Below are 14,082 nucleotides of genomic sequence, written 5' to 3'. Positions count from 1 at the left end.
GTCATGCTGGTTGATTTAAAAACATTGGTAGACGAAGCAGCACGGCGGCATCGGGCGGTCGGGGCCTTTAACACGGTGAACCTTGAAAGCGTACGCGCGGTGATCGACGCGGCGGAAAAACGCGGCGAACCGGTAATTCTTCAACATGCCGAGCTGCACGAGACCATAGCTCCGCTGACCATTATCGGGCCGATCATGCTCGACGCGGCTAAGCGCGCCCAGGTGCCGGTGTGTGTCCACCTGGACCACGGTGAGGACCTGGCATATTTAAAACAGGCGCTGGATTTGGGCTTTACCTCTGTCATGATTGATGCCTCTGCAAAATCTTTCGAGGAAAATGTGGCTATCACGCAAAAAGTCGTTGTGCTGGCGGAGCAATACGGCGCTTCGGTGGAGGCAGAGCTTGGTCGGGTAATCCGTCCGGCAAGCGGTGGCGGCTGTGATGATCCGGTTCATTTGCCGCCGGACGCTGCGTATACCGATCCGGAAGCGGCCGTAAAATTCGCAGTGGCTACGCGCATCGACGCCCTCGCTATCGCCTTCGGCACAGCCCACGGGGTCTATGCGGTAAAGCCGGAGCTCGATGTCGGCCGGGTGGTGGCCGTTCGCGAAGCGGTCGGTCTGCCGTTGGTGATGCACGGCGGCTCAGGGGTTTCGCCGGCGGATTATCGCAGGGCCATTCAAAACGGTATCGCCAAGGTCAATTATTTTACTTATATGTCTTTGGCGGGGGCGGCGGGCGTGCATGCCCTCCTGCAGGAGAAAGGGGAGAGGGTTCGCTTTGATGAAATGGCTGAAGCGGCCCGCTTGGCTATGCAGGCCGATGTGGAGCGGGCCATGGCGTTGTTTGCAGGAGAATAAAAAATAAACGCCGGTAGTCTGCCGGCGTTTATTTTTGATGACAGTAATGATGATTAATCCAGATCTAAGGCCTTGCGCCATTCGGCCTCTTTAAAACCGATGCAGACGCGGTCTTTAAAAACGAGCAGTGGCCGTTTAACGAGCATGCCACTTTCGGCAAGTTTGGTGGCCTTGGCGTCTCGATCCATCGTTAGCACTTGGTCTTTAAGCCGTTGCTGACGGTATAGCTGGCCGCTGGTGTTAAAGAAGCGGCGGTCTTCACCGGGGTAGCGATTCATCAGAACCAAAAGTTCTTCTTTGCGCAAGGCTTCTGCCACGATATCCCGAGTCTGATAGGCGACACCGTGGTCATCCAGAAAGCGGCGGGCTTTTTTGCAGGTGCTGCATTTTGGATAGTGAATGAAAATCGGCAACGGGCGGGTCAAGGCTTCCCAGTCGAACACGCGGCGGGCGTCATTTGTGAGGTGATGGTGGTCGCCGATAAAATCGGTGCGAATATTGCCGTCGGCTTTAAAGGTGAATTTGCAGACGGAGACGTTTTCCAGCGGAATGGGCGTCATCTCGGCAGCGGGAACGCCGCGGACAAAGTTGATCCAGGCGCCGAGGGCATAACCATGGGAAACCATCACCAGTGTTTTTCCAAGATGGGCATCAATGATGTTTAAAATGGTGTCGCGCACACGGTTATAGACCATTTCTCCGGTTTCACCGCCATAAAAGCGGGTATCGATGCGGCCGAGATGATGGTCTAAGGCATCGATAATTTCTGGCGTCAACACACTGAGCTCCTGAAAAGGCCGGCCCTCGAGCACGCCGCCGTTAATTTCGCTGATACCGGCGTCGACGATCACGGGGATTTCCGGTCGCTCGGCGACGATAAAGTCCAGGGTCTGCCGAGCGCGGGTCAGGGGGCTGCTGATGGCCAAATCGATGGGAATATCTTTAAAATATTCAGTTAATAACTGGCTTTGGGACAGGCCCAAGGCGTTCAAAGGTTCGTCAATGGCGCCCTGAAAGATATTGCGGTCATTCAGAGCGGTTGTGCCGTGGCGGACGAGAAAAAGCGTAGTTGTTGTCATAAAAACTCCTCAGTGATTGATATCAAAAGCGAAAACAAAAAACTTCTTTTGCCTTGGAGAAGGCGCGCATGCATTATAGCACGCAAACAAATCCTGCGCAAAAAACAGTGATTGTGAATGAAATAAAAATAAGATTGCATGACAGATGTTTAGCCGCATCAAAATTGATGATATACTAATAAAAAATGAGGGAGGTTTTTTATGACAACGAAAACGCGCGCCTTTGAGAGTCCGGGAAAATATTTTCAGGGGCCGGGCGAAATGCAGCATTTGGAAGCGTATACGGCGGATTACGGTAAGACGGTTTATGCCGTGACGACACCGTCTTTTGTGGATCGGGTTCGCAGGACCTTGGTTCCTGAATTTGAGAAAGCGGATCGCGCGCTGATTTGCGAAAAGTTTGGCGGGCAGACCGATATGGAAGAGCTCAAGCGCCTGACAGTGGCAGCTGAGGCAGCCGGCGCCGAAGCTGTGGTTGGCATCGGCGGCGGCAAAGCGCTTGATGCGGCCAAATACGTGGGCATTCAATTGACGCTGCCCATTGTGATGGTTCCGACCATCGTTTCCACCGACGCGCCGACCTCGGCGCTTTCGGCGACGTATACGGCGGCCGGGGAGCACGCCGGCTCGATCTACTACAAGCGCAACCCAGACGTGATTGTGGTGGATTCCCAGGTGATTGTGGATGCGCCGGCCCGGTTTTTCGCTTACGGCATGGGGGATGCGCTTTCAACTTATTTTGAAGCGAAGGCACACGTTGATCACGATGTGAAAAACCGCGTGGGGGATGGCTATCAAACCACATTGGCGGCCATGGCGCTGTCGGAATTATGCTACACCACGTTAATGGCCAAGGGTGTCAAGGCCTATCAGGATGTGGTGGCTCATCGTCTGACCCAGGATGTCGAGGACATTATCGAGGTGAACACGTTATTGTCGGGCATCGGCGTGGAATCGGCGGGCTGTGCGGCGGCGCACGCGCTGAATTCCGGTTTTTCCGCGCTGTCGGAATGTCAGGATGCCAGTCACGGGGAAATTGTGGCCTTTGGCACGCTGTGCGAGCTCGTGCTTGAAGACTGGCCGCGCAAAACCATCCATCAGGTGATGGATTTTAACCTGGCGGTGGGTCTGCCGGTGACCCTTGCCGATATCGGTTTATCATCGGATGACAAAGCGCGTTTGATGCGGGTGGCTCAAAAGGCGTTTACCACAAAGCACATTGCTGCGGTGCCCAAAGCCACGGCACCGGAAGTACTGATAGAAGCGATTTTGCAGGCTGATCGCTTGGGACGCAGCATGCGCACCCGTTTGGACCAATAATAGATTGTCAAAGAAACACATCGCCTTCGTCGCGGGAAGCCGATGTGTTTTTTATGCGCGGATAAAATCTGCGGAATCATTGTGCGGCAGAAGGAAAGCATATCCATCGGCGAAAGAAGTGAACCGGCAATGACGAGCATCACAACATTGTCTGTCGGCCATTTCCAAAAGATGCAGAGGAATAGGGCGTGATGGATGAGGAAATAACGGCCATCGCCCGGTTGGGTCCTGGTGATTGTCATTCTGACAATCCGCCCTGAAGCGCGGTTTTTGTTAAAAAATAAAATTCACGCGGATGGAAATGTCTGCGCATTAAAAAACCCTGAACACTTGAAATGGCGTTCGGGGTTTCGCCGTATTTTTGAGATCGATCTAAGCGTCGGGCATGTTTTTGTAGAAAATTTCGAGCATTTCCGCGGTTGAGGCAGCGCCGGGATCAAGATGGCCGATAGCGCGTTCACCCAGACGCATGGCACGGCCCTTGGTGGCAATCATGTCGCGGGTGGATTCGAGACCGGCCTTTCCGGCTTCAACGGCCTTGCCCATGGCCGTTTTAATGTCGTCGCCGGCATCATGAGCCGCCTTTAGCGCGTCGAAAGCCGGCATCAGGGTATCGTTCATCGTTTTTTCGCCAATGGTCGATTTGCCGCGCTTTTGAATAATGGCGACAGCTTTGTCCATCATCTCAACAAATTCGTCAAAGCTGGCCCCTTCGTCAGATCCCTTTTGCTTAATGGGCACGCCGAACTTCATGAAAAAACTGCCATAGAGCGGGCCGGCCGAGCCGCCGACCTTGTCGAGCAGGGCCTTGCCGACCTTTTTGTAGAAAGACGCAACGCTTTCGGCAGACCATTCGTCCACATGAGCACCGACTTCCCGGAAGCCGATGGATAAATTCATGCCGTGGTCGCCGTCGCCGATGGCGGAATCCAGATCGGTAAAATATTCCTTGCGTGCTTCTGACCAGGGAATCAGATCTTTGATGACGTTGATAAAATATTGTTTGCTGAGTGCTTCAGCCATATGGATCTCCTTTGAATGTAAATTTTAAGAATACAAAGAAACCGGGACCGAAGGTCGCCGATCCCGGTGATTTGCCGAAAGGTTAAACTTGGGTGAAATACGGGGCGTCGCAGGGATAGTCGAGCAGTTCTTTTAATTCGTCATCCAGTTTGACCAGCGTGACGGACATGCCGGCCATATCCATGGAGGCGGCGAAGGGACCGACCAGCCCTTTGTAAAGCTTGATGCCTTTTTCTTCGAGGATCTGGGCCACACGGCGGAAGCAGATGTGCAGGTCGAGCAGCGGGGTTGCGCCCAGGCTGTTGACAAGAACATAAACTTCGTCGCCATCCTGATAGGGCAGATCTTCGAGAATGGGTTTCATGATTTCGTCGATGACGGCGTCGGCCGGTTCGATTTTACCGCGGCGGATCCCCGGTTCCCCGTGGATGCCCATGCCGATTTCCATGTCGCCGTCTTCCATTTCAAAGATCGGGCCTCCCTTGGAAGGCAAAGTCGCGGAGGACATGGCTACGCCCATAGAGCGGGTCACGTCGTTACATTTGGATGCGGCGGCAACAACGTCATCAAGATCCTTGCCCATGGCGGCGGCGGCGGCCGCCGCTTTAAAGACGAAAAAGTCTCCGGCGATGCCGCGGCGGTCGGCGATGTTGTCGGAGGAGACCACGTCATCGGTGACGAGTACGGTTTCCACGCGAATATCGTCGTCTTCATCTGCTTGTTCTGCGCCCATGTCAAAGTTCATCACGTCGCCGGCATAGTTCCCATAGAGGAAAATGACGCCTTTGCCATTATCCACAGCGCGGGCAGCAGCGTAGCACGGGTCCGGCGAGGGAGACGTGTTGATGTTGCCGATGACGGCGCCGTCGGCAAAACCGTCGCCCACATAGCCGAGGAACAGCGGTTCGTGGCCGGAACCGCCGCCGATGACCACGCCGACTTTGTCTTTCGTGCCGGCGTCCTTCGCCAGAACGACGCGGCCCTGAGCTTCTTCGGTGTCGTCCATTTTGACGTAAGATGCATGTGCGGCACAATAGCCTTCCAGCATTTCTTCAACGACGTCATAGGGATCGTTGATGAGACGTTTCATAACCATAGTAAATTACCTCCCAAAATAATTAATACATGAACGGAACAGATCCGATTCAAACAAAGAAAACCTTGGTGATCAGTCCTTGTGCAGTTCGCGGGCTTTTTCGGCTTCAGCGATAATGGCATCGGGATCGTCAGTGATGGACGCCTGCACCGCACCGTAAAATGCTCCTTCAATCAGCGGACAGTCGACAATGCGACATTTATCCTGCAAGTCATCGTCATCCAGCATGTCGATGGCGGTGTCGCTGCTGATCACCGAGCTGCCGAGATCGCAGTAGATGAGAATGCTCTTGCAGGCCGCCAAAGATTCGATGGTTTCTTGAACGAGCAGGGCGTTGGTGCCAAGCCGCCCGTCGCCGGTGCCGCCGGCTGCTTTGATGATTACCTGATCGTTGGCCATTTCACCGGCAAGTTTTACAACGCCGCGCGCAATCTCTTCGCTATGGGACACAATGATCATTCCTGTTTTTGCCATAGACGCTCCTTATAAAATTATTTGTTTTGTAATGTATGAATTTCTTTGTATATCATACCAGAATTTTTGGTGAAAATCCTTGTAATATTTTGAAAGAATTGAATACTTTTTTTGTTCGTGCATCCCTATCTTCGGACTCAATTTATTATTTGGGCAGATTGTAAAATTAGTTCAGTATAAGTTTTTGGATTAATGCCACATCGTGTTGTGAAGAGTCCATTCACGTCCGGCAATTTGGAAATATCCTTATATCTTTCCATGGTGATTCCGCCGCCATAAACAATTTTTATGTCCTGAGCAAAGGCATCATCATATAAAAATGAAAGACAATTGCGAATTAATGCATGTATATTTTGAATATGTTTTAATTCAATCAAACCATATTGCCCGATTGCCCATTTTGGCTCATAGGCAAATATAATGTTTGTTGCTTCGAATTTTGGAATAGTATTTAAAAGCTCTTTTAGCTGTGAACTAATAAAATTTTCTGTTTGATTTTGATTCCCTTTTTCTTCTTCACCTATACATAGGAATGGTTTCAGGCCATTTCGGAGGGCTGCTTTTAATTTTAAATTAGCCATTTGATTATCTTCATGCAAATATTTCCGCCTTTCTTGATGGTTAATTTCGACATATTCACAGCCAACATCTAACAGCATAGCGGCTGATATCTCCCCGGTATAGGGACCATATTCTTTCCAAGAAAGATCTTGACCACCGATTTTAAGTGCCGAGTGGGGAGAAATCGTCTGCTTAATAGCTGAAAGGACAGTAAATGATGGGAAGATGACAACAGGAAAGTCATGAAAATTTGCTAAATTTTTATCAAGTTGTTTGGCAACTTCTATGCTTTTTTGATAGGATAACTCCATTTTCCAACCAGATCCAATAATAAAATTTTTCATTTTGATCCATCCCTTCTACAAATATAAATTCATTATAACTTTAGCGCTTAAGGCTTAAAATTAGGCAGTGTAAAATATTTTACACTGCCATTACAAAACATATGGCGAATTCAATGGAACCTAAATCTGCTGACACACCAGTAGAGTATCATGAATAGCACCATGTAACGGCAAAAGAATACTGCCAGTTGTATCTACATTTGACAGCAAAATTCATTGCCTCTTGACAGGTAGTACGCCATTATGTGGTTTTCCCTCCCTTTTCAGGGGAGGTTACTTTAATTGTGCGAAAAAAACCACACATTTGATGCGTGGATAGGTTTGGTGGTTATATTATTTTGGCAGTTTCCCAGTGTAATCTGTAACGATTTCCTATTGGCAAAAAATCAAATCGGATATGACCTTCATCAATGTCTTTAGCGTAGAACAGCCAACTCTGAACTGCGGTGCCGTGGGAGACGACGATGAAATCTTTGCAGATGTTTTCCTCAGTGATCGCGCAAGTCTCAATGGTGAACCGGCGGTACACTTCCGGAATGCTTTTGCTTTCTGTTGCTGTAAAGGCAGACGGCCGGGTTTGAAAGGTCATCAGGATGTTGTCGAAGCGCTCATTGTATTCGTCAAACGATAGATCCGTTATCTTTCTGCCCTTAATTTCATGGAGTTTTTCCCGTACGACGGGCGTGATGTCCGGATGATGGGCGAGCACACCGGTCATGGTGCGCCGCGCCCGGCTCAGGGGGCTGGTGGAAGCAGCGTCCAAATGAATGTCTGCGAAAAATTCGCCCAAGGCATCCGCCTGTTTCAACCCCAAAGGGGGTGAGGCGCGAGTCCATCACCCCTTGGAAAATATGGTTCTTGTTTTCGTAGGTTTCACCATGGCGAACGAGGTAAAGTGTGGTCATCATGTCAGCTCATTCGCGCGCCGGTGACCATGAGCGTGTCGCCGCTGACGTAGCTGCCCATATCGGAGGCGAGGAATAGCACCGCTTTACCGACTTCCGCCGGATTCCCGAGACGCTTCATGTAAATCGCGTCGAGCTTTTTCTGACGCTGTTCGTTCGTCAGTTTGGAATAGTTGCGCTTGATCATGTCCGTCCCGATCGTCCCCGGGGCCACTGCATTGACGCGGATGTTGTAGGGCCCGAGCTGTTTGGCCGCGAATTTGGTTAGGGCGATGATGCCGGCCTTGGATGCGCCGTATTCCGGGCCTGTGCTGCCTCCGGTGACGCCGGAAATGGATGACATCGAGACGATAGAGCCGGATTTTTGCTTTTTCATTTGCTCACTGCCGTATTTCATGGTCAAGAACACCGAGCGCAGATTGACGGCCATGACCTTGTTCCACTGATCGAAGCTCGTGGTTTCGAGATTCGTCATGTAGGAAATCCCCGCGACGTTGACGATGACGTCTAGGTGCCCCCAGGATTTCACCGCGAGATCGATGGCGCCTTTGATGACGTCTTCTGACGACGCATCGCCGATGACGTATTTGACATCGACGTTCATGTCTTCCAGCGTTTTCTGCGTTTCTTTACCGGCTTCTCCTTTGGCCAGATCGACAATGACGAGGCCGTCGATATCCGCTTCCCCGAGTTTATACGCGCAGGCGCGGCCAATGCCCTGGCTTGCGCCGGTAATCAAACCGACTTTTCCTTTGAGCGAAACTTCAAACATAATTATTACCTTTTCCCCTCAGTAAAATCATTAACCCCAGTATTTGATAGATAGCGCGTTCAAGCGATCGTAGATCTTTACGTCACGCAGCGTGAGGAACGTGTCTCTGAAAATTTCGAACATATCCGTGTAAAGTTTGTAGTTGGCCATGTTTGGTTCGATGAGATTCTTCGGATGGACCATCTGGTTGCAGGCTTCTTTGAGATTCTTGTAAATGCCCACGCCCGTCGCGCCGAGAGCTGCTGCGCCGACGAGGCCGCAGTCCGCGGTTTCCAGCACTTCCACCGGACAGCCGTACATGTCCGCCTGGATCTGACGCCAGGTCGGGGACTTCGAACCGCCGCCGGAGAGGAGAATGGTGTCGAAGGGACGCCCCAAAACGTGCTGCATCGCATCGACAATCATGCGCAGTTCAAAGGCAACACCTTCGAGGACAGCACGCGCCATCATTGGTCGGTCGTGGCCGTTGGTGAGCCCGATGGAGCCGCCGGTTGCCGTGTCGCAGTAGTACGGCGAAACCTGCGTTGCGAGGAACGGCAGAAACATGAAGCCGTTGCAGCCCACTGGCGCTCTGGCCGCTTCTTTATCGGAGATGATCGTGTAGACATCCGTGCCTGTGGCTCTGGCGACGGCTGCTTCGGTGTCGCCGTAGGTATCGCGCCACCATTTCAGGGAGGCACCGGAGGAATAGGCGAGACCTTCCATGTCCCACTTGCCCGGGTTAGCGTGGCCGGAGAAGAGCACTTCCTGCTGCGGGTCCGGGTAAATGTTGTCGACTGCCGCGACCATGACGGCAGCAGTGCCGATGGAGATTTCTGCGAGCCCTTCTTTAATGACGCCCGCGCCGACAGCCGCACACTGCTGGTCGCCGCCACCCACGCAGATGGGCGTGCCTTGGGCAAAACAAGTCAATTCAGAAGCGATTTCGGAAACGACGCCAACCTGGCGTGCTGGTTCCTTGATTGGCGGCAATTTGTCGCGGCTGACACCGATCGCGTCGAGCAGTTCGTCCGACCAGTCGAGGGTTTTGACGTCCATCATGCCGTTGAGGGCCAGGGATGACGGGTCGGTGAAAAGTTCTTCGGAGCCGAGCTGGTGTAACAGCCATTCCTGACCGTTGACGAATTTCCACGCCTTGTCGTAGAGGGCGGGTTTGTTGTCGTGCACCCATTTGTATTTCGCGTAGGCCCAGAGTGAAGTCATGGCCGCGCCGGAAATTTCGTGGTAGTGTTCCGCGCCGAGAGTATCGCCGATCCATTTGATTTCTTTGATGGCGCGGCTGTCGCTCCAGACGATGGAATCTTCGATGGGGTTCCAGTCTTTGTCGATGGCGAAAAACGTGCCGCGCTGGCTGGAAATGGCGATAGAGCCGATTTCCTTCGGATCGATGTCCGCTTTAGCAATAGCCTTCGGTGTGATTTCGCAGATGGCGTGCCATAGTTCCCAGGGGTCTTGTTCCACCCAGCCGGGATGGGGATATTTACACGAATATTCTTTATAAGCATGGCTGACCGGAATGCCGTCAACCGTAAAAATCATGATCTTTGTACCAGTGGTGCCGGCGTCAATGCCGCAGATATATTGAGCCATTTGTTTCTCCTTTTCTCATTACAATGCGTCATGTGTCAGTGCTCGTAGCTTTTGATGCAGTCGAGACCGAGTTTTGCCGAGGTGACAGTGTCCGGAATCGATTCGTATTCGAAGGCCCAGACGTCGTCGCCTTTGCAGAAGCCGACTTCGTAGAGTGTGTCGACGATTTCCTTGAAGTCGATGTGGCCGTGACCCGGATAGCACCGATCGGAATCCGACATGTGGAAATACCCGAGGCGGTCTTTACTGCGGATGATCGCGTCGCGCATGCTCTTGTCTTCGATGTTCATGTGGAAGGTATCCAGATGAATCGTGACGTGGGGCGAGTCGAAGCGTTCCACGAATTCCATTGTTTCTTCGACGGACCACAAATAAGCGGCCATGAAGCGGTTGATAGCTTCGATGGTGATGTCACAGCCCAGTTTGTCCGCTGTTTCAACGCAGGGCTGCAGTGATTCGAACAAAATGTCTTTGTACAGTTCCCGCAGGCGGTCGTCAGGCAGTGGGCCCTTCATCAGGCCGAAAAGGACGATGGCGTTGTCGCAGATTTTTGCCCCTTCCAAAAATCCGTTGAAAACGCGCTGGCATTCTTTGCGGGCGAGGGCGTCGGGATTGGTGAAATAATGTCCGTCGTAGCCGCAGGCCATGCCCGTGCCGATGGAGGTGATGCTCACGCCTTTGCTCAGGGCGTAATCGTGCAGTTCGTTAAAATCCACGGCAAATGGATTACGCACGTGGATTTCAACGCCTTCGTAGCCGATTTGCGCGGCTTGGTCGATGCAGGTTTTAAAATCGCCTTTGAGCGGTGAAAAATAATGGGTGCCGACCATTTCAGAAATAGCGACAGAATGAATCATAATTTCTCCCCTCTAACCAAAACCAAAATGTTAGATTTTTTCGTTCCTGATTTTTTCGAGCAGATTGAAGCTCGATTGCATTTCTTCGTGAACGAGTTTGGTCCGCATGTTGTAAATCTTGCGGTAGTAGGCCGTGTTTTCCGGATTGGGTTTATAAACCTTCTTCACAGCGAGCCATGTGTCAAAGGCACCTTTGAGGTCGGTGATGTCGCCAACGGCGTAAGCGGCAATGACGACATTGGTCATGACGGCGCCGCCTGATTTTTGCAGGGTTGTCACCATGCTGTCGAGCATATCGGCTTTGATCTGGTTCCATAGATCACTGCGGCTGCCGCCTTCTGTCACGGTAATCTGCGAGAGATCAACGCCGCCCGTGCGGTAGGTATCCGTGACACCCATGTATTCGTAGCCGATGGCTTCAAGCACCGCACGCCACAACGTAGCCTGGTTGGTGTCAGCTGTCACGTTGACGAACCCGCCGAACGCGTTGCTCAAATCATCGTCGCCGCCCGTCAGATAGGGGAGGAAGAGCACGCCGCCCGCTCCTGGTGCCATCTTGCTGGCTTCGTCGGACATCACGTCGTAGTAAGCACCGTTGCTGACTTGTTTGGTGATTTTGTCGCGGAACCATTGCAACGCGAGACCGCCCCAGATGTATCCCCAGTAAAAATACGTGTCTGGCAGGGTGCCGCTGTTGAAGATCAGGCCGGAATCCGGTGTGGACAGCTCCGGTTTGATGCCGTCGGTGGAGACGCAGAACATGGAAGCCGTCCCGGCGACGTCGGCAGCTTTGCCGATGTCTGTCAGGCCGCAGCCGATCATAGACTGCATCGTGTCACCAGCGCCTGCGCAGATCGGTGTGCCTTCCGGCACGCCCGTAAATTCTGCGATATCTTTTGTCAGGCCGCCGATGATGTCCCAAGGTTTGACGATCTTCGGCATGTAAGCCTGATCGATGCCCAAAATCTGGAGCTGTTCCGGGGACCATTCTTTTTTGTAGATGTCGTAGCCAAGGCCCCAGCCGCTGATGACACCCCAGTCTTCGGCGGCGTCTGCTGCCTTGTTGCCCGCAAGGTGCATCAGAACGTATGGCGCGTTGTGGATAAATTTCACGCCGCGTTCCTGGAAGTCCTTGTCGTTTTTGAGGAACCAGCGTGCGAACATCGCTGGGAACATGCTGTTCGCCACGGCGTTGCCGGTTTCTTTGGCCCAGATGTCAAGACCCATGGCGTTGATCGCGTCGACATCTTCCTGGGTACGGGTATCCATGTAGTTGATGTACGGCGTGATGGCGTCCCCTTCTTCATCAATACCGACGATCCCACAGATGATGCCGTCGCCGAAAATAGAACGGATGTCCTTCGGGTCTGCGTCCTTTTCCTTCATGATGTTGACGCAGTCGCGCATCCCGAGTTTGACAGCTTTGAGATAGCCATTGATGTCCATTTGTACCCAGCCAGGCTGTGGGTAGTCGATTTTCGTCGGATAGCCCGCTTCCGCGATGCATTCCATGTCCAAGTTGTAGATGACGACCTTGACACTCTGGGTGCCTGCGTCAAAACCGATGTAATATTTTGCCATGCTATTATCCCCTTAATTATATAAATAACAATGGTTACTGATTAATGTGTTTGACCATGCGGTGCACGAGATCCTGCATCAGCGGCCAGGTTTCAACGTAGCTGTCCATGTAATATTGATAGGTCTTGTGATTTTCTTCGTTCGGGATGAATTTCTTGTCGACTTTAACCATGTTTTCGGCGGCCTCTTTTAGATCCTTGTAAATTCCACAGCCGGCGGCGACGATCATGCAGTCGCCGAGACAGCCGGCGCTCTGGCTTTCCTGGGTCGTGTACATCGGTACACCGATGATGTCCGCGTGCATCTGCATCCAGATGTCGCTTTCGGCGAGACCACCGCAGGCGTAAATTTCATTGACGTCGTAGCCAGCGTCCTTCATGCACAGGATGCAGTGGTTCGCGCCGTAGGCCACGCCTTCCATGACGGCCCGGGCCATGTGCGCCGTCGTGTGCCCCAGGGACAGTCCCCAGAACATGCCTCTGGCGTCAGAGTCGGAATAGGGAGCGCGGTTGCCCTGGAAGTAGTCGATCATGATGAGCCCGTCGCTGCCGATGGGAATGTCTTCCGCTTGTCGTGCGATGAAGTCGTAGATGCCCATGTTGCGTTCTTTGGCTTGTTCTTCCCAGGCTTTCGGCACGAGGTTCTGGCGGAACCAGTTCAAAATGCCGCCGGAGGACGCCTGACCACCTTCGACAAGGCTTGTGCCGTCGTAGAGGAGGTTCGGATAGGTGCCGTTGACGCCAACTTCGTGGAAATCGTCAATAGAAAGGCCAAATAGGCAGCTGGAAGTGCCGCCGATGAGGGCCATCCCGTTGGGTTTGACACTGCCGATGCCCACCATGCAGGAGACGGCATCCAAGGCGCCTTCGACGATCATCGTGTCGAGGCCAAGACCGAGTTCTTTGGCGATGTCGGGATCGATTTTACCGATGGGCGTGCCGGTTTTGAGGACATCCTTCGGCAGTTTGGCGGTGATGTCTTCGAGACCGATGGCTTTGTAGAGGTCTAACGGATAGCCGTCGTTTTTGTCATCGTAGAGCCAGCGGAAGGCGGCGACAGAGCGATTCGCGGTTTTGACGCCGGACAATTTCCAGTGGAGCCAGTCAGTGAATTCAAAAATAGTTTTGGTTTTTGCCCAGTTTTCCGGCTCGTGTTTCTTGACCCACATGCATTTCGGGATCAGGCTTTCTGCCGGGACGCCGGAACGGTAGAATTTGATAGCGTCGCAGTCTTTGCCGAGTTCCGTGATGGCCTGGGCTTCTTCCGACGCGCGGACGTCCATCCAGAGAATCGGCGTGCGCACTGATTTGCCGTCGGCGTCCAAGAACAGGGTTGTCGAGCAGGTCCCGTCGCAGGAAATGCCGATGATATCGTTCGGGTTGACACCGGATTTTTCGACACAGGCCGGAATCGCCGCAGTCAGCGCGTTCCACCAGTCTCTGTCATCCTGTTCGGCCCAGCCACTCTTCGGATAGTAGGACGGATAATCCTTGACGTCGTATGCCATGATGCGGCCCTGATCGTTAAAAATCGCGACGCGGACACTGCCGGTCCCGGCGTCAATCCCCATAAAATAGTTTGCCATAAAAAGTTCCTTTCTCCATATTCTCCAAAATGGT

General features: G+C 52.6%; 14 protein-coding genes. 2 read left to right on the top strand and 12 right to left on the bottom strand.

Annotation, left to right across the window (positions count from 1 at the left end; all coding sequences use genetic code 11):
- The first annotated feature begins 3 nt into the window (after window positions 1–3).
- The gene (locus HMPREF0721_RS04500) at window positions 4–861 is read left to right on the top strand and encodes a class II fructose-bisphosphate aldolase (RefSeq protein ID WP_006598405.1); all 858 of its coding nucleotides are present in this window, start codon (window positions 4–6) and stop codon (window positions 859–861) included.
- Between the two features lie 53 nt (window positions 862–914).
- On the opposite strand, the gene HMPREF0721_RS12395 is transcribed toward HMPREF0721_RS04500, so the two are convergent.
- Entirely contained in the window at window positions 915–1,940 is a 1,026-nt protein-coding gene (locus HMPREF0721_RS12395; RefSeq protein ID WP_006598404.1) for a Spx/MgsR family RNA polymerase-binding regulatory protein, read from the bottom strand.
- A gap of 201 nt (window positions 1,941–2,141) precedes the next feature.
- Between HMPREF0721_RS12395 and HMPREF0721_RS04490 the strand changes: the two genes are divergently transcribed.
- Window positions 2,142–3,260, top strand: a complete 1,119-nt coding sequence (locus HMPREF0721_RS04490; protein WP_006598403.1) for a glycerol dehydrogenase — start codon at window positions 2,142–2,144, stop codon at window positions 3,258–3,260.
- Between the two features lie 372 nt (window positions 3,261–3,632).
- Here HMPREF0721_RS04490 and dhaL read toward each other — a convergent pair whose 3' ends face one another.
- The 11 genes from dhaL to HMPREF0721_RS04440 all read right to left on the bottom strand — a co-directional run bounded on the left by dhaL (window position 3,633) and on the right by HMPREF0721_RS04440 (window position 14,048).
- On the bottom strand, window positions 3,633–4,283 hold the full coding sequence (dhaL, locus tag HMPREF0721_RS04485; protein ID WP_006598401.1) for a dihydroxyacetone kinase subunit DhaL: 651 nt from the start codon (window positions 4,281–4,283) through the stop codon (window positions 3,633–3,635).
- Window positions 4,284–4,365: 82 nt separating this feature from the next.
- Window positions 4,366–5,379, bottom strand: coding sequence for a dihydroxyacetone kinase subunit DhaK (locus HMPREF0721_RS04480; protein ID WP_006598400.1), 1,014 nt, complete (start codon window positions 5,377–5,379; stop codon window positions 4,366–4,368).
- A 72-nt stretch (window positions 5,380–5,451) separates the two neighbouring features.
- Window positions 5,452–5,853 (bottom strand): dihydroxyacetone kinase phosphoryl donor subunit DhaM, encoded by a 402-nt coding sequence (dhaM, locus tag HMPREF0721_RS04475; protein ID WP_006598399.1) that lies wholly within the window; start codon window positions 5,851–5,853, stop codon window positions 5,452–5,454.
- A 137-nt stretch (window positions 5,854–5,990) separates the two neighbouring features.
- Entirely contained in the window at window positions 5,991–6,758 is a 768-nt protein-coding gene (locus HMPREF0721_RS04470) for a triose-phosphate isomerase family protein (RefSeq protein WP_006598398.1), read from the bottom strand.
- Between the two features lie 328 nt (window positions 6,759–7,086).
- On the bottom strand, window positions 7,087–7,521 hold the full coding sequence (locus HMPREF0721_RS04465; protein WP_423219050.1) for a histidine phosphatase family protein: 435 nt from the start codon (window positions 7,519–7,521) through the stop codon (window positions 7,087–7,089).
- Entirely contained in the window at window positions 7,415–7,663 is a 249-nt protein-coding gene (locus HMPREF0721_RS12800; protein ID WP_423219054.1) for a histidine phosphatase family protein, read from the bottom strand. The genes HMPREF0721_RS04465 and HMPREF0721_RS12800 overlap by 107 nt, the downstream gene beginning before the upstream one ends.
- 4 nt (window positions 7,664–7,667) lie before the next feature.
- Window positions 7,668–8,435: an SDR family NAD(P)-dependent oxidoreductase gene (locus tag HMPREF0721_RS04460; RefSeq protein ID WP_006598396.1), complete on the bottom strand. Its 768-nt coding sequence runs from the start codon at window positions 8,433–8,435 to the stop codon at window positions 7,668–7,670.
- A gap of 30 nt (window positions 8,436–8,465) precedes the next feature.
- The gene (locus tag HMPREF0721_RS04455) at window positions 8,466–10,025 is read right to left on the bottom strand and encodes an FGGY-family carbohydrate kinase (protein WP_006598395.1); all 1,560 of its coding nucleotides are present in this window, start codon (window positions 10,023–10,025) and stop codon (window positions 8,466–8,468) included.
- A gap of 35 nt (window positions 10,026–10,060) precedes the next feature.
- Complete coding sequence (locus HMPREF0721_RS04450; RefSeq protein WP_006598394.1) at window positions 10,061–10,882, bottom strand: sugar phosphate isomerase/epimerase family protein; 822 nt, start codon at window positions 10,880–10,882, stop codon at window positions 10,061–10,063.
- Between the two features lie 30 nt (window positions 10,883–10,912).
- On the bottom strand, window positions 10,913–12,463 hold the full coding sequence (locus HMPREF0721_RS04445) for an FGGY-family carbohydrate kinase (RefSeq protein WP_006598393.1): 1,551 nt from the start codon (window positions 12,461–12,463) through the stop codon (window positions 10,913–10,915).
- Between the two features lie 34 nt (window positions 12,464–12,497).
- Entirely contained in the window at window positions 12,498–14,048 is a 1,551-nt protein-coding gene (locus HMPREF0721_RS04440) for an FGGY-family carbohydrate kinase (protein ID WP_006598392.1), read from the bottom strand.
- Between the last annotated feature and the right edge of the window lie 34 nt (window positions 14,049–14,082).

It is taken from the genome of Pseudoramibacter alactolyticus ATCC 23263 (assembly GCF_000185505.1).
Taxonomy (GTDB): domain Bacteria; phylum Bacillota; class Clostridia; order Eubacteriales; family Eubacteriaceae; genus Pseudoramibacter; species Pseudoramibacter alactolyticus.
Note: the sequence above shows the minus strand (reverse complement) of the source record. Positions and strands in the feature narration are given on the sequence as shown.

What these genes read in the sequence shown, in the direction of transcription:
- HMPREF0721_RS04445 (WP_006598393.1), bottom strand. Translation starts at nt 12,463, where the DNA reads ATGGCAAAATATTACATCGGTTTTGACGCAGGCACCCAGAGTGTCAAG.
- HMPREF0721_RS12800 (WP_423219054.1), bottom strand. Translation starts at nt 7,663, where the DNA reads ATGACCACACTTTACCTCGTTCGCCATGGTGAAACCTACGAAAACAAG.
- dhaL (WP_006598401.1), bottom strand. Translation starts at nt 4,283, where the DNA reads ATGGCTGAAGCACTCAGCAAACAATATTTTATCAACGTCATCAAAGAT.
- HMPREF0721_RS12395 (WP_006598404.1), bottom strand. Translation starts at nt 1,940, where the DNA reads ATGACAACAACTACGCTTTTTCTCGTCCGCCACGGCACAACCGCTCTG.
- dhaM (WP_006598399.1), bottom strand. Translation starts at nt 5,853, where the DNA reads ATGGCAAAAACAGGAATGATCATTGTGTCCCATAGCGAAGAGATTGCG.
- HMPREF0721_RS04460 (WP_006598396.1), bottom strand. Translation starts at nt 8,435, where the DNA reads ATGTTTGAAGTTTCGCTCAAAGGAAAAGTCGGTTTGATTACCGGCGCA.
- HMPREF0721_RS04450 (WP_006598394.1), bottom strand. Translation starts at nt 10,882, where the DNA reads ATGATTCATTCTGTCGCTATTTCTGAAATGGTCGGCACCCATTATTTT.
- HMPREF0721_RS04490 (WP_006598403.1), top strand. Translation starts at nt 2,142, where the DNA reads ATGACAACGAAAACGCGCGCCTTTGAGAGTCCGGGAAAATATTTTCAG.
- HMPREF0721_RS04480 (WP_006598400.1), bottom strand. Translation starts at nt 5,379, where the DNA reads ATGGTTATGAAACGTCTCATCAACGATCCCTATGACGTCGTTGAAGAA.
- HMPREF0721_RS04440 (WP_006598392.1), bottom strand. Translation starts at nt 14,048, where the DNA reads ATGGCAAACTATTTTATGGGGATTGACGCCGGGACCGGCAGTGTCCGC.
- HMPREF0721_RS04470 (WP_006598398.1), bottom strand. Translation starts at nt 6,758, where the DNA reads ATGAAAAATTTTATTATTGGATCTGGTTGGAAAATGGAGTTATCCTAT.
- HMPREF0721_RS04455 (WP_006598395.1), bottom strand. Translation starts at nt 10,025, where the DNA reads ATGGCTCAATATATCTGCGGCATTGACGCCGGCACCACTGGTACAAAG.
- HMPREF0721_RS04500 (WP_006598405.1), top strand. Translation starts at nt 4, where the DNA reads ATGCTGGTTGATTTAAAAACATTGGTAGACGAAGCAGCACGGCGGCAT.